The organism is Streptomyces sp. NBC_01497 (assembly GCF_036250695.1).
Taxonomy (GTDB): Bacteria; Actinomycetota; Actinomycetes; order Streptomycetales; family Streptomycetaceae; genus Streptomyces.
The window spans coordinates 217,752-232,596 of the sequence record NZ_CP109428.1; the positions used below are offsets into that span (position 1 = coordinate 217,752).

Below are 14,845 nucleotides of genomic sequence, written 5' to 3' on the forward strand. Positions count from 1 at the left end.
TAGGGTTGCGCGTGCCCACGAACGGACGGCCGATGCGCGGCGTGAGTTCCACCATCAGCCCTCCACCAAACTGATCCGCGAAAACCAAGCGGTCGCCGTGGAAGACCTGGCGGTCAAAGGACTCGCCCGCACCGGCCTGGCCAAGTCCGCACACGACGCCGGATGGCAGACGTTCACCACGATGCTGGAGTACAAAGCCGCCCTGTGCGGGCGGGCCTTCCACCGCATCGGACGCTTCGAAGTTTCCCCGTGATCATGGACACGTCTTTGTTATGCCGCGAGGGCTTGGTCTGTCGGTAGCGCAGGCGTGTCTCGTGGGGCGTGAGGTATCCCCAGTCGATGTGCTTGCGCAGGCGGCGTCTGTTGTAGAAGGTTTCGATGAAGTCGAAGATGTCGGCGCGGGCGGTGGCCCGGTCGGGCCAGAAGCGGGTGCCGATCTCTTCTTTCAGGACAGCCCAGAAGCTCTCCGCGGCGGCGTTGTCGAAGCAGCTTCCGGTCCGGCCCATGCTTTGGTGGTGCCCCAACGCGCCAATTCTGTGCCGCAGTTGACTGGAGGTGTATTCGGATCCGCGGTCGCTGTGGATCACGCAGCCGGGCTCCAGGCGGCCGAGCGCGGCGGCCACGTCGAGGGCGTCGATGACGAGGTCGGCGCGGTGGTGGTCGGCCATCGAGTACCCGATCACCTCGCGGGTGGCCAGGTCCAACCACGAGGCGAGGTAGAGCCAGCCCTCGGCGGTGGGGATGTAGGTGATGTCCCCGACGATCTTCGTTCCGGGGCGGCCTGCGGTGAAGTCCCGGCCGACCAGGTCGGGCGACGGGGCGGCCTTGGTGTCGGCCTTGGTCAGGCTGCGGCGTCCAGTGCGCCGGCTGTTGCCGGCGATGCCGTTCTCCCGCATGACCCGCTCCACCCGTTTGCGGCTGACCACCCGTCCCTGCCGGCGCAGTTGGGCGGTGACGCGCGGGACACCGTAGTTTCGCCGGGACGCGATGTGGATCACCGTGATCTCGTGCGCCAGAACCCCGTCCGCCCGTCGCCTCGCTTCGCGGGCCTCGGCTCCGGCAACCCACGCGTAGTACGTCGAGCGGGCGGTCTTCATCACCTTGCAGAGCAGAGTGATCGTGTAATTCGCCTTCTCCGCGTGGATGAACCGGCATATCTCGCTCACCGGTCGCTCTCCTTCACGAAGAAGGCGGTCGCTTTTTTCAGGATCTCGATCGTCTTCGCCTGCTCAGCCGTCAGCTTCCGCAGCCGCTTCAGTTCCTCGTCCCTATCGTCGGCGGCCCGCACGACACCGGGCCCCGATCCGTTGTCCTGGGCGGCGCGGGCCTTCTTCGCCCAGCCCCGCAGGGACTCCGAGCTGATCCCGAGTTCCCGGGCGACTTCGGTCACCGTCCGGCCCGACGACCGCACGAGCTCGATCGCGTCCCGCTTGTACTCGTCCGAGTACCGATTCGTGTACTTGCTTCCCACCTGGCACTACTTCCTCTGGAACCTCAGATCCCAGTCTCCAGGTGTCCGTGATCAAGGGGACGCTTCAGCTTCGAGCCGCCGTCCCAGGTGTGCTCGCAGTGCGGCGTCAAGGACAGCCCCAAGCCCCTGCACGTCCGCACGTGGACATGCAGGGCCTGCGGCGCCCACCTGGACCGGGACATCAACGCGGCGGTCAACGTCGCCAAGGCCGCCGGACTGGCCGTATCAGCCTGTCGAGCGCGGGTAAGAAGACATCTCATTTGGCTAGTCGGGGTATTCTGCGCTGGTGGGGATTGTGGAGCGTCTTGTACCTGATGACTTGTGGGATCTGTTCCAGCGGGTGGTGCCGCCGGCTCCGGTTCGGCCGCAAGGTGGTGGCCGGCGGCGACATGGGGAACGTGAGGTGTTGGCGGCGATTGTCTTCGTTGCCACGTCGGGCTGTACGTGGGCGCAGTTGCCGCCGTCGTTCGGGCCGTCAGGGCCGACAGCCCACCGGCGCTTCAGCGAGTGGTCGAAGGCCAGGGTGTGGGCCAAGCTGCACCGCCTGGTCCTGGACGAACTCGGGGCGCGCGGCGAGCTGGACTGGTCGCGGTGCGCGATCGACTCGGTGAACATGCGGGCCCTGAAAAGGGGGACCTGACAGGTCCGAATCCTGTGGATCGCGGTAAGTACGGGTCAAAGATCCACTTGATCACCGAGCGGACTGGTTTACCGCTCTCGGTCGGCATCTCCGGCGCGAACATGCACGACAGCCAGGGCCTGGAGCCGCTGGTACGAGGTATCCCGCCTATCCGCTCCCGGCGCGGCCCCAGGCGGAAAGCCGGGCAAGCTGCACGGCGACAAAGGCTACGACTACCGCCACCTGCGTCAATGGCTCAGCAACCGCGGCATCACCCACCGCATCGCCCGCAGAGGCGTCGACTCCTCCGAGCGCCTGGGCCGTCATCGCTGGGTCGTGGAACGGTCGATGTCCTGGCTCGCCGGCTGCCGCCGCCTCCACCGCCGCTACGAACGCAAAGCAGAACACTTCCTCGCCTTCGCCGGCATCGCCGCAACCCTCATCTGCTACCGCCGACTAGCCAAATGAGATGTCCTCTAAGACCGGTACTCGTACCGGCGCAGCGCGAAGAAACAGGAACCCACCCGAAGCCCCAGCCGGTGACCACCAGCAGGCAGGCGGGAATCTCCCTCCTTCAGGGCGGAGAGGATGTCCATACTGGCGCGCCAGGGCCGCGGACCAGCCCGGCCGGCAGGTAGCCGATACGGCGCTCGCCGAACGGATGCGGGCCGTGCATCGCAAGTCGGACGGAACCTACGGCGTCCCGAGCTTCACCGCCGAGCGCCGGGAAAGGGGACAGCATGTTAACCACATGCGGATCGCGCGCATGATGCGGAGCATCGGCCTGGAAGGGTGCGGCTGCGTCGCAGGCACTGCACTCCGGACTCGGCCGCAGCGAAGGCCCCCGACTTGATCGGCCGCGTTTTCACCGCGACGGAGCTGAACACGAAATATGTAGGCGACATCACATATCTCGCGCTGGAGGGTGGCAAGTTCCTCTACCCTGCGACCATCATCGACCTCGCCTCGCGCCGGCTGGGCGATCGCCGATCACATGCGCACCGAGCTCGTCACCGACACTCTGGCGGCCGCCGAGACAGCCGTGGCAGCCTCGCCGAGGCGGTCATGCACAGCGACCACGGCACCCAATACACCAGTCGGGCCTTCGCCGACGCCTGCCGCACAGCCGGCGTCCACCAATCCATGAGCGCGGTGGGTAGCTCGGCAGACAACGCGCTCGCCGAGTCCTTCAACGCGACGTTCAAACGCGAGACACCCCAGGGCCGAAGGATCTGGTCTAACGAGCGCGAGGGCCGCCTCGATGCCTTCCGCGGGCTGAATCGCTACAAGGACCGGCGCCGTCACCCCAGTCTCGGGCAACGTAGCCGGACCGCCTATGAGACAGCCTCAACAACGACATCAATTACGCTGTCGCCAGCCGCATAAGCCGTGTCCAGGAGTCAGGGTCAAGGCCCGCCGGCAGTTCAGCCCGGTCCTGGACGAGATCCGCGTTCCCGGCCTGGTCAGCCGGTCGCCCACCCGGCCTCACGTGGTGGTCGCCGATAAGGCGTACTGCGTCCCGCAGGAACCGTTTTCACTTGCGTAGACGCGGGGTCGAATTGACCGTGGTCGAGAAGAGGGATCCAGCTGCCCATCGCAAGAACCGCAGCTTACGCGGCGGACAGCCTGTCACCTGGGGTAAATCGCTGTAGAAGCTCCGCAGCAGTGTCGAATGCACCATCAACAACGTCAAGCATGGCGCCGTCGCCCGCTACGACAAAAACCCGAAAGCTACCAGGCTGGGCGTGCGTTGCGAGCCAGTTCCTACTGATCCGATACTCTCGAATCACGGCGTCGATCACAACTCCACGGGGACGCTTGTCGGTCAGGCCCCGCCCGCGGCTGGCTCTGCCGCTTGAATGTGAGGCGGGGTATGTGCCATGAGCGCAGCAGCGGCGATGCCGCTTGTGGATCTCGATCACGGCCCGAGCCGCTCCGGCAGATCTTGCCATTGCAGACCCGCCCCGCCCGGTAAGGGCTGTCCCGTAACCCTGGTCAGCGCTTGCCGATGTCCGGTTCGGCCTACTTGGTTAGGATCCAGTTTAGGCCGCGACTCGGGGCGCAACCGGACAATCAGATCTGCTTGTGGTGACCTACCGACCTCCGCCCCGGGTTACGGGACAACGCTTAGGAAGCCTGGTTGCCCACCCGGATGGTGATCGCTCCCCCGACCCCCACGCATGCCACCAGAAGGCAAGACCGGCTCTAGCCGATCTCGTGCGGTGTTATCGATGTCCCAGTCTTCATTGGCGTCGTCAGGTGGCACTATACACGGCATGTATAGTGCCACCCAATCTTGAATCCGTCATGTACTACGGAGGCTTCATGTTCGGGCAGACATCGATCGGCCGTCGACGGGACCACCACCAGCGTCGAGTCGCTGTCATTGCTCAAGTACCCGCACCAGAGCCACCTCACGGGACAACAGGAGTGGGTCGACTGGCAGCGATTGATGGGTTGCGACTCGTTGCCGCCCTGTCAGTGGCGATGTTCCACTACTTCGGAAGTATCACTCACGGCTTTTGGGGGGCGCACGACCTGCAGCAGTTCGCTCCAACGCTCCACGAAATAAGTCGATATGGCTGGCTGGGCGTGGAGTTTTTCTTCATGATTAGCGGGTTTGTTATCTGCATGAGCTGCTGGGGTCGCAGCCCTGTGCAGTTCGCAGTCTCCAGGGCTTCGCGCCTTTTTCCGGCGTACTGGTGCAGTCTCCTGCTGATAGTCGCTCTCGTTCTGATTGCTCGTGTAGTACACCTGAAGACGGCCACGCTTATCGATCCGCGCACTGATTTGGCTAACTTCACGATGGCGCCAGGACCCCTAGGGGTGGGGCTGACTGACGGTGTGGCCTGGACCCTGTGGGTAGAAGCTCGTTTCTACCTCCTCATGGCCATCATGCTTTGTGTAGGGCTCACTTACCGTAGGATTGTGGCTTTCTGTGGCATCTGGCTGACGCTTTCCCTTGCCGCCCAAGAGCTCGACTCCACTGTAATGAAAGAATTTCTCATCCCTCAATACAGCGGTCTGTTCATTCTGGGAATATCTCTTTACTTGATGCATCGTTTCGGGCAAAATGCTGTACTGTGGTTGCTTGCAGGATTCTCCTGGTCCTATGAATTGACCCTACTTCAGCAGCGAGTTGATAGCCACGGAGCAAACGCCACGTCAGGTGGGCACCTCTCGTGGGGGGTCTGCGCACTAGCGATCACCATCTTCGCGGTGGTGCTGGCATCCGTCGCGGTCGGTCCACTCTGCCGTACCCAGAGCCGGTGGCTGGTCCGGGCGGGAGCGCTCACGTATCCCTTTTATCTCGTGCATCAGAGCCTTGGTGTACCGGTAGCAAAGGCCCTGGTACAGCATGTTCCAGGCATGGGTGTCCTGAAGGCGTCCTTTACCGCAATCGGCCTATCCCTGGTACTGGCCGGGATCATATATCGTTGGGTAGACAAACCAGGTGCCCGAAAAATGCGCTACTGGTTGACGCGTGGAATGAATCCGGAAGGGCCCGTTCCCGCATCACCGTCAAGCGCCATGTAGAAGAGTGCTCCGGACCGTGGGATTTGACCCCAGCCGCCCGTACCGGTTCCCGTTGCAGACGCTGCGTCCAGTTTCCGTCGCGGCACCCGCGGCGCGCCCGCGCTCTCCGACCACAGCCGTCGTTGTCGAACGCGGGGCGTGAATGCCCAGCAAGTCGCTTGCATGGCGCACGAATACCCACACATCCCCTAACCGAATTTACGGGTTTTCCGGGTGGTGAGTCTCCACGGTATTTGACGAGGCTGGTGGCGATGACTGTGAAGCCCAGGACTTGTTCGGGTTTGCGTTCGTGGCCGCGGTGCAGACGGCGGCAGCCGGTGAACCAGGACGTGGTGCGGTCGGCGGTGTCGGGCGGCCCGCACGGACGTCGGACGGGCGCTACACCACTACGAGAGGCTGCACGGCGAGTTTTTGTGGTTGTTCGCCGCAGCGACGGAGATCGAAAAATTTAAACGTTGCGCCGAGTTCTTCGAGGGGCGCGGAACGCACGTGGCCATACGCAGGCCGTGGACTGTTGGGCGAAAGTAGCTCAGGCCGGCCCGGACACGGCGGCAACTGTCGGCCGGATGGCTAAATCTAGCGACGAACACGATCGCCGTCAGTACTTCCTGGTCGCCGGCCCTCTGCCGGCCGCCATCCTGTGGGTGCACGATCTCCGCCGCTAAGCGTTGTCCCGTAACTCAGGGCAGGGGTTGGTAGGTCACCACAAGCAGATCTGATTGTCAGGTTGCGCCCCGAATCGCGGCCTAGACCAGATCCTAACCAAGTAGGTTGAACCGGACGTTGGCAAGCAGTGCCCAGAGTTACGGGACAGCCCTGAGGTAACAGGGCGTCGTCCGCGCGGGCCGCGGGTCTCGCATGAAAGCCTTCATCTGCGGCATCAGATGAGTACGCGGGTTTTCCCGGACCAAGACGATCGAGCCCCTAGGTTGGTTAGGCGCCCGCGACCAAGCTGCTCTGCGCACGCGGGCCATCTCCGGCACCAGCCACTCTCTGGAGCATCCCAGGCCGTCGCTGCGCCCCTGCATCTACGTTTGATCCAAACAACCTCTACCCATGAGGCTTGCAGCTCATGGCGCAACCAGCCCTAGTAGATGGGCCCGTCGCTGTTTCGGCAGAGACAGCCAAGGTCAACGGCCTGCGAGTCGGCCGGCAGCAGCCGCAACGTTTCGGCCTGCACGTGCTGCGCCCTTTACGACACCTTCCGAAGGGATGCGCTACCGGCTCATCCCTGCCAGGATCCGCTTGGTGGCTTCGGCTGACCGGGCCTCTTGGCTTGGCCGCAAGTGGAACCAGCATCGGCTCTGTTTCCGAGCGCACTGACTCAGTTTCAGCACCCATAGGAGTACACGTGAGTACTGCCGTAGGCGACAGCGATCGTCCAGCCGCTCCCGGAGAGCGGCTCGCGGACTGGGCCGACAGTAGATTGGGAATTTATTCTCTAGCCAAATCGAACATGCGGAAAATATTTCCAGATCATTGGTCATTTATGTTGGGTGAGGTCTGCCTCTACAGCTTCATCATCATCATTCTCACAGGTATCTATCTGACCCTGTTCTTCCATCCTTCGATGAACGAGGTGGTCTATCATGGGAGTTACATTCCTCTACAAGGCATACGAATGTCGGAGGCGTTCAGCTCGACGCTGGACATCAGCTTCGACGTGCGCGGCGGGTTGCTTGTACGCCAAATTCATCACTGGTCCGCCTTGGTTTTTATTGCGGCAATGCTGCTGCATACTATGCGCGTTTTCTTCAACGGATCTTATCGGAAGCCACGGGAAGCGAATTGGATATTTGGGTTCCTGCTCCTCGTACTCGGAATGTTCACCGGGTTCACCGGATACTCACTCCCGGACGATCTCCTCTCAGGAACCGGCGTACGCTTCATGGAGGGTGCGGTACTGTCCGTACCGATAGTAGGAACGTACCTCTCTATGTTCCTGTTCGGTGGAGAGTTTCCAGGGGGCGACTTCGTCGCTCGATTCTACTCCATCCACATTCTATTGCTGCCGGGCATCATGCTCGGACTCCTCACCGTGCATATGATTCTGGTTTTTTATCACAAACACACTCAGTATTCCGGCCCCGGTCGGCGCGAAGAAAATGTAGTAGGCAGCCCGCTTCTTCCGATTTATGTCGCGAAGGCCGGCGGATTTTTCTTTCTGGTCTTCGGAGTTCTCTCCATTATTGCAGCTGTCGCCACCATCAACCCGATTTGGGCAATCGGCCCCTACAGACCTGATCAGGTATCTACGGGGGCGCAACCCGACTGGTACATGGGCTTCTCTGAGGGTCTCATCCGTATCATGCCAGGCTGGGAAGTAAATTTCGCGGGACACACCCTGGTCCTGGGCGTGTTCATACCGCTGATACTTTTCCCCATGGTCCTCATGATAATCGCCCTGTATCCGTTCATCGAAAGCTGGGCCACTCCAGATACCCGCGAGCATCATTTGACGGAACGCCCTCGCAACGCACCCGTCAGGACTGGCTTGGGAGTCGCCTGGATCGCTCTTTACCTCGTCTTGCTGATGGGGGGAGGCAACGATATCCTCGCCACCCGATTCCATTTGTCCATCAACGACATCACCTGGTTCGTCAGGATCGCACTCTTCGCCGCTCCAATCGCCTCGTTCACCGTGACCAAGCGATTCTGCCTTGCCCTTCAAAGGCGTGACCGTGAGAAGATTTTGCACGGCCGCGAGTCGGGAATCATTAAGCGGCTACCGCACGGCGAGTTCGCCGAAATTCACGAACAGCTAAGTCAAGGTGAGCTGTACAGGCTGACATCTCACGAACAGCCTCGGCCCATCACCGTTCAGCAGATCGTCCACGAAAGCCATCACCGTAGCGCGGCTAGCCTCCTAGAGGGACTCCGTGAAAGAATCAGCAAAGCATTGTACGGAGGTTCGGCCCGGGTAGATCTCCCTACCGTTGAGGAGTACCTGACCGCTCAACAACACGAGTCGCCACAGTGACTCGCGCACAGGACACGGCATCCAGGGCGTTATCTAGTCTTTTCCGCCATGCCTGTTGCACCTGAGGTTGTTGGGGTCGCGACAGGACTGGGGCGCACGGGCCAAGGCCCTTGTGATGTCGTGGTCCGGCTCCGCCGCTTCCAATCCAGGGTGCCGGGTGTACGCCGTGAGCTCAGGTGCCGCCGCGTCCCTGCCGGATCCGTCGGCCGTCAGATAATACGTTGGATCGTGCCTGACTATCGTGATAGTCCCTGTGATCTGTCAGATGTCTGCTGGGCGTTCGGTTGAACTGGTCCTGCTGCGGCGGAGCGTTGTGCACCGAGGTTCCCAGTCGGGCCTCAGCCAATCACTTGATCATGGTCTGTACATCCTGTTCCGCTCAGTTCTACGTGGGAACCGCAACACGACTACTTGTACCGGGAGTCCCGCCGCGACTTAGCACTGCAACGACACTCCGTGATGTCCTCTGCGTTTGTAGTGGCGGATGCGGGCCCGGGCTTGGCTTTTTCTCCGCCATAGTGACCAGGCGAGCAGGTGCTGGATGCTGTGGCGAACAGGAGAAGAGATGCGATTGAAGATCCGCCGGGCCTCGTTCATGTTGGCGGGTATGAGGGGTTGGTTGCTGCGGGTCTGCGGATCCCCTTTTCTGCCTCGGCCCGTCCGATAGCGAGAAAGGCGAGGGCTGCCGTGGAGAGGGTTACGTGCCGGCACCACGCCACGTAGCCGCGGACTTGGTAGTGATCGAGTCCCGTTTCACTCTTCGCGCTCTGGAAGCACTCCTCGACTATCCACCTCGATCCCGCGACTCGGGCGAGCTCTTCCAGCGAAGTCCCGGCCGGGCAGAAGCAGATGTAGTAGGCGATGTCCGTGGGATCCGTGAGGCTGCGCCGTGCCAGCAGCCAGTGGCCCCAGCCCTCTCGCCGCCAGGGCCTGATCGGGGCCGCCGCCCAGTCATACTCGCGCGGGCCGTGGGCACCCCCCACGGCAGCTCAGGCGTGTCCACGCACCGTCACAAAGCTCGCTGACCAGCTGGTGGGCGCGGGCCTGGCCGAAGAATTCCATGGTCATGACCATCTGTGATTTCAAGGCCCGTGAGAACATGAGGGATATCGTGTTCCTCCGGCCACATCCGCAGGCGGCTCGTCTGGCCGTATACCTCGTCCGCGGTCACCCACCCGAAGGGGATACCGGAAGCAACGGCACCCTGCAGCATGCGTACGCCCATATCCGGCTTGGTGGCGAACTCGACCTCGTCATTGATACCCGCCGCCCGGCACCGCTCACGATCCGATGTCCAGTCCTTCGGCAGATACAGCTCCCGGTCAACCAACTCCCGCCCCCGGCTGGATCCATAGGCCAGGAACACCCCGATCTGGGCATTCCCGATCCGGCCAGCACTCCCCGAGTACTGCCGGCCCACCCCCGCCGACCGGACACCCTTCTTCAAGAATCCCGTCTCGTCAAAAATCAGCACCCCCCGCACCGGATCCCCGACATGCTCCACCACCGCGTCACGGACATCACACGCAGGGCATCCGCGTCCCACAGGTAGTGGTTCAACAGCCGCACCGGGATTTCGTCGAGTAGGCCACAGCTCTTCGCACCAACGCAGGCGTCGCCTCGATGCGGGGGTTCGCCCAGCGGCTCCTGAAGAAATGCCTACTTACGGCTTAGATCGTGTCCTATGTGGGTTGTGGGTCGTTGAGTTGAACATGGGTCGAGGTACGTTGAGTTGGATTATTCCGGATGGTTTGTGGGAGATCGCGGAGCCGCTGATCCCTCCGTCCAGGGCGCGGCCGCAGGGCAGTGGGACGCGGGACACGCCTGATGAGACGCTGTTCGCGGCGATCACCTATGTCTGGCTACCGCCTACAAGTCCTAGGAGAATGACGCAATGAAGAGCCGACCTCACGTCCGAGCGGCACGCGTCTACGAACCGCCCCAGCCGAATGATGGCATCCGCATCCTGGTAGACCGGCTCTGGCCGCGAGGCCTATCGAAAGAAGTCGCAAGGCTGGACGTGTGGTGCAAGAATGTGGCCCCGTCCACAGAGCTACGCCGATGGTACGGACACGAAGCACAGCGGTTCACGGAGTTCGTCGCGCGCTACGAGGCCGAACTGACCAGCCCCTGCCAAGCCCAGGCACTGGGCTTCCTTGCTGAGCTATGCAGGCAGGGACCAGTGACCCTTCTTACCGCGACGAGGGAAGTGAGTCTAAGTCATGCGGCAGTGCTCATTGACGCCCTCGTCAACGCCTCGGATTGACCCCGTCCCCAGCCCTGCGAGGCCACCGAACGAATCGGACTGGGGGCGCTCTGTCATAGCGGAGGTCGCGGGGGTCAGAGCAAGGCCGCCACCGGCGCGCTCTCTTCAACTCGCGCGCCTAGACGTCATCAACCCGGCCTTCACGTCGACCGCGTTGCGTCCTCTCAGCTCCAGCGTGCACGCGGGCGGCGTGACGATGCACCACACTCGCCTGCGCGTTCTACGTCTGCGTCGCCATATGCCGGCTCCTCCCAACGCAGGCGTCGTTCGGCCGCCTCCGTCCTCTCCACCCACCTCAAACCCCAGGACATCACGTCACGCTTGAAACCCACCACGCGACCGCGAGGGCTCAGCTACGAACGCCATCACCTCTGCACCGCATAGACTGTCGTGCGTAGCACTCGCGCTGCTTCGCGTCAGCGGCCCCGAGTGCCACCGCAGTTTCCGTGAGCCTGCACGCGTCAGGACCTATCCTGGTTGTCATCGCTTTCGAGGCCCCCTCACCATGTGTGCGCACATGCCTCGGATCACAGCGTCACCGTTACTGTCGACCGCCACTCGCGGCGCCGTGGTATTCCGCTTCATCCTTAGTACCAGTCCGTGCGTGTGTTCCCTGTCAGCACGCCTTCGCTCACTGAGACTTCCGGTTCTCACCGGCCACCTGGGGGGCAACCAGTCTTGGGCACAGTAATCACTGCGTTAACCTCGCGCCTTCATGAGGTGGCCTGTCCGCGGACTGGTCAGGAACGCAGAAAGTGCTTTTGACCTGCAACGATGGGACTTACTGAGGATCCTGTTGGCTGCGAGGAAAAGAGCACTTTCCAGGTGCGAGACTGCCGCATTGTTCCCGCGTGTCCGTGTTCAGGGGGACGGCCGCTAAGGGCAGTCCCGTAACTATGGGCACCGCTCGGCGATGTCCGGTTCAACCTACTTGATTGGGATCCGGTTGAGGTCGCGATTCGGGGCGCAATCGGACAATCAGATCTGCTTGTGGTGACCCACCGACCCCTGCCTTGAGTTACGGGACAACGCTTAGGTGGTCTCGCAGACCGGCTCGGTCCTGCTGGTGGAGACAATCCGCAAGGTGGGTCTTGACCAGGCAATATCCGCGGCGCTGGCGCCGTGGCGCAAACTGCGGCCCGTCCATGATCCGGGGACGGTCGTCCTGGACGTCACACTCGCGGTCGCGTTGGCCGGGGACTGCCTGGCCGAGTCGGCATGCCAGGGGCCGAGCCGGCTGTGTTCAGGCCGGTCGCCTCCGATCCGACGGTTTCCCGCCCCATCGACACCCTCGCTGCCATTGGAGAGAAGGCACTGCGTCGGTCCGCGACGCGCGGGCCGAAGTACGCAAACAAGCCTGGCAGTTGGCTGACCGGCAAGCGCCCGATGCCGACAGGGCGGTGACCGTCGGCCTTGACGGGGTGCTGGTGATCGCGCACTCGGACAAGAAGGACGCCGCGCCGACGTGGAAGCGAACCTACGGTCACCACCTGCTGATGGGGGTCGTCGACTACGGCTCGGGCGGCACCGGTAAGCCCGTGGCGGCCCTGCTCAGGCCAGGGAACGCGGGCTCGAACACGGCAGCCGGCCACTCACTGCCACCTGCCTAGCGCTGACCCAACTGCCGAAGAAGTACCGGCGCGGGCGCCAAACCCCTGATACGCACCAACTCCGCGGATGGCACCCATGACTTCGTCGCCTGGCTCGCTCAGCGAGGACGGTGGCTGTCCTCTGCGGTCGGCGTGGTGATCACCGAAGCGATCCACGAGCACGTACTCAAGGTTCCGGCCTCGGCCTGGACGCCGGCTGTCGAGGCGGACTGCGAAATCCGTGACGGCGTTTGGGTCCCCGAACTCACCGATGACGTCCTGGACGGCTGGTCGAGCAGGATGCGGCTGATCATCCGGAAGGAACGGCCGCACCCTGGAGCTCAGTTGCGGCTCACGGACGCGGACGGCATGCGGCTGACATGTTTCGCCACCAACACGTCGGGCCGGCCGATCGCCGAAGCACCTCGAGCCGCGTCGCCAGCTGCGGGCCCGGGCCACCGGCCTGCGAACCCCGCTCTGAAGCACACAGCCCAAAACCGGGTCTGCCTGGAGATCGTGCAGATCGCGTTGGACCTTTTGGCCGGGATGCCGATGCTCGCTCTGACCGGCAAGGCCAGGCTCTGCGAGCCCCGCCGGCTACGGCTCCGCCTGTTCACCACGGATGGACAGCTCGTCACCACCGGCCGCCGCCGGATCCTCCGCCTGGCCCGGCACTGGCCCTGGACCCGGCCGCATAACCACCGCCCTCGAACGGCTCGCGCCCCTGCCGAACCCGGGCTGACCAAGGGTTCTCCCGTCCCTACTACAGCAGCTCAACAGCCGGAGCAATGGAACCCGGCACCACCACGAGGCGACAATCGCGCCCTCGGCCTGCACAGCCTTCGCCCACGGCACGAAAACGGTCCAGCGACTCCATCGGCGGACCGTCACGAAATTTCGAGGTTAACAAGTGTGACAGTACAGACGCCTGCAACCTGAGGTTCCCCCGAGATGCGGAGGAGGTTGACAGGGGGTCAGATGGTTCTCATGAGAGGAACTCTGACCGTGGCTGCTCCCAGGAAGTACCCGCTCGAATTGCGTGACCGTGCGGTGCGGATGTATCGCACATCTGATCCGAAGCCGCAGATCAAGAAAATGGCCGTCGATCTCGGGGTGCATCCGGAGGCACTGCGCGGCTGGATCCGGCAGGCCGAGGCCGACGCCGGCGAGCGCGATGACCGGCTGACCACCGACGAACGTGCCGGGCTCACCGCGCTGCGGAAGGAGAACGCCCAGCTCAAGCGAGCGAACGAGGTCCTGCGAACGGCCTCGGCGTTTTTCGCGGCGCAACTCGACCCGACCCGGCCCAGGTGACGGCGCTCATCGCAGAGCACCCCAACCTGGGGGTCGAGTGCGTACTCCGGGAACTGCACATCACCTCCTCCACCTACTACCGCTGGCGCCGAGCCGAGCGTGAGCCGTGTGAACGGCGCCGCCGGGATACAGAGCTGACCGAGCAGATCAAGGAGATCCACGCCGATTCGGGCGGGATCTACGGCTCGCCGCGGGTGCATGCCGTCCTGAAGCGCGAGGGCGTCCACGTCGGCCGGAAAAGGGTCGAGCGCCTGATGCGTGAGGCCGAAATCGCGGGCGTCAGCCCTCGCCGCAAGGGCTTCACACGCCGGGATCCCAACGCCACGCTCGCCCCTGACCTGGTCAATCGGAACTTCACGGCACCCGGACCGAACCGGTTGTGGGTCACCGACCTCACCATGATCACCACCGGTGAGGGGCCGCTGTGGCTCTCCGCCATCCGCGATGCCTTCTCGCGGCGGGTGGTGGCCTGGGAGACCTCCGCCCGCGCGGACGCCGACCTGGTCCTGTCCTCGCTGGAGTACGCGCTCGCCTCCCGCGAGGTCGAGCCCGGCAAGCTCATCCATCATGCGGACCACGGCTGTCAATACACATCGATCAAGCTCACAACCCGCCTGGTCCGAGCGGGGATTGAGGGATCCATGGGATCCATGGGCGACTCGTATGACAACGCCCTCGCAGAGAACCTGTGGATGCTGATCAAGACTGAGTGCATCCGCGGCCGCGTCTTCGCCACCCACGCCGAGGCGAACCTCGCCCTGTTCGAGTACATCGACGGCTTCTACAACAGCCGGCGCATCCAGAAACGACTCAACTACCTGAGCCCCGTCGAGTTCGAAGAGAGACACTACGCCAACCAGGCAACGGCCGAACCAGTGAACCAGAAACCCCGTCAACCCGTACTGACCAGCTGATCAGCACCTCCCGCACACCGGGGGAACCTCAACCTTCGAAGGATCCCACGACTTGAATGAAGTCTTTCTTGGCCCCCTCGACAGGGACTGATTGTCGCCCAGGTGTCAATTGGGTTTCCCGCCCCATGGGTAATCATCGAGTGTAAATTCACGTT

At 63.1% G+C, this 14,845-nt stretch carries 9 protein-coding genes and 6 pseudogenes; 12 read left to right on the forward strand and 3 right to left on the reverse strand.

Going from position 1 to position 14,845, the window contains the following annotated elements:
* Position 1: 1 nt before the first annotated feature.
* A pseudogene (locus OG310_RS37035) lies at positions 2–241 on the forward strand (transposase); the annotation flags it as partial.
* Here the strand turns inward: OG310_RS37035 and OG310_RS37040 are convergent.
* Both OG310_RS37040 and OG310_RS37045 read right to left on the reverse strand, forming a co-directional pair.
* On the reverse strand, positions 174–1,166 hold the full coding sequence (locus OG310_RS37040) for an IS3 family transposase (protein WP_329460640.1): 993 nt from the start codon (positions 1,164–1,166) through the stop codon (positions 174–176). The pseudogene OG310_RS37035 and the gene OG310_RS37040 sit on opposite strands and share 68 nt — an antisense overlap.
* Complete coding sequence (locus OG310_RS37045; RefSeq protein WP_329460641.1) at positions 1,163–1,471, reverse strand: transposase; 309 nt, start codon at positions 1,469–1,471, stop codon at positions 1,163–1,165. Before OG310_RS37045 ends, OG310_RS37040 begins: the two co-directional genes overlap by 4 nt.
* 69 nt (positions 1,472–1,540) lie before the next feature.
* Here OG310_RS37045 and OG310_RS37050 point away from each other — a divergent pair.
* The 6 genes and pseudogenes from OG310_RS37050 to qcrB form a co-directional block, all read left to right on the forward strand.
* Positions 1,541–1,786, forward strand: a pseudogene (locus OG310_RS37050) (zinc ribbon domain-containing protein); the annotation flags it as partial.
* Positions 1,767–2,558: pseudogene (locus tag OG310_RS37055) on the forward strand (IS5 family transposase). The pseudogenes OG310_RS37050 and OG310_RS37055, both read left to right, overlap by 20 nt.
* Before the next feature lies 1 nt (position 2,559).
* Positions 2,560–2,943 carry an IS3 family transposase gene (locus tag OG310_RS38745; protein WP_443078941.1) on the forward strand — a complete coding sequence of 128 codons (384 nt, stop codon included), beginning with the start codon at positions 2,560–2,562 and terminating at the stop codon, positions 2,941–2,943.
* A complete protein-coding gene (locus OG310_RS37060) occupies positions 2,940–3,476 on the forward strand; it encodes a DDE-type integrase/transposase/recombinase (RefSeq protein ID WP_329460642.1) in 537 nt (178 codons plus the stop codon). The genes OG310_RS38745 and OG310_RS37060 overlap by 4 nt, the downstream gene beginning before the upstream one ends.
* A 939-nt stretch (positions 3,477–4,415) precedes the next feature.
* Positions 4,416–5,627, forward strand: a complete 1,212-nt coding sequence (locus OG310_RS37065; RefSeq protein WP_329460643.1) for an acyltransferase family protein — start codon at positions 4,416–4,418, stop codon at positions 5,625–5,627.
* A 1,351-nt stretch (positions 5,628–6,978) separates the two neighbouring features.
* Positions 6,979–8,607, forward strand: a complete 1,629-nt coding sequence (gene qcrB / locus OG310_RS37075) for a cytochrome bc1 complex cytochrome b subunit (protein WP_329460644.1) — start codon at positions 6,979–6,981, stop codon at positions 8,605–8,607.
* Between the two features lie 593 nt (positions 8,608–9,200).
* Here qcrB and OG310_RS37080 read toward each other — a convergent pair.
* Positions 9,201–10,173 (reverse strand): annotated as a pseudogene (locus OG310_RS37080) (IS701 family transposase); the annotation flags it as partial.
* Positions 10,174–10,319: 146 nt separating this feature from the next.
* Between OG310_RS37080 and OG310_RS37085 the strand changes: the two are divergent.
* The 5 genes and pseudogenes from OG310_RS37085 to OG310_RS37105 form a co-directional block, all read left to right on the forward strand.
* Positions 10,320–10,466 (forward strand): annotated as a pseudogene (locus OG310_RS37085) (IS5/IS1182 family transposase); the annotation flags it as partial.
* A gap of 35 nt (positions 10,467–10,501) precedes the next feature.
* Positions 10,502–10,873: a DUF488 domain-containing protein gene (locus tag OG310_RS37090; RefSeq protein ID WP_329460645.1), complete on the forward strand. Its 372-nt coding sequence runs from the start codon at positions 10,502–10,504 to the stop codon at positions 10,871–10,873.
* A gap of 1,036 nt (positions 10,874–11,909) precedes the next feature.
* Positions 11,910–13,204, forward strand: a pseudogene (locus tag OG310_RS37095) (IS1380 family transposase).
* Between the two features lie 263 nt (positions 13,205–13,467).
* The gene (locus OG310_RS37100; RefSeq protein WP_329460557.1) at positions 13,468–13,776 is read left to right on the forward strand and encodes a transposase; all 309 of its coding nucleotides are present in this window, start codon (positions 13,468–13,470) and stop codon (positions 13,774–13,776) included.
* A complete protein-coding gene (locus OG310_RS37105; RefSeq protein WP_329460646.1) occupies positions 13,773–14,690 on the forward strand; it encodes an IS3 family transposase in 918 nt (305 codons plus the stop codon). The genes OG310_RS37100 and OG310_RS37105 overlap by 4 nt, the downstream gene beginning before the upstream one ends.
* Positions 14,691–14,845: the final 155 nt, after the last annotated feature.

Excerpts from the sequence above, each read along its gene's own strand:
- OG310_RS38745 (WP_443078941.1), top strand. The coding sequence starts at position 2,560 with ATGTCCTCTAAGACCGGTACTCGTACCGGCGCAGCGCGAAGAAACAGG.
- OG310_RS37065 (WP_329460643.1), top strand. The coding sequence starts at position 4,416 with ATGTTCGGGCAGACATCGATCGGCCGTCGACGGGACCACCACCAGCGT.
- OG310_RS37090 (WP_329460645.1), top strand. The coding sequence starts at position 10,502 with ATGAAGAGCCGACCTCACGTCCGAGCGGCACGCGTCTACGAACCGCCC.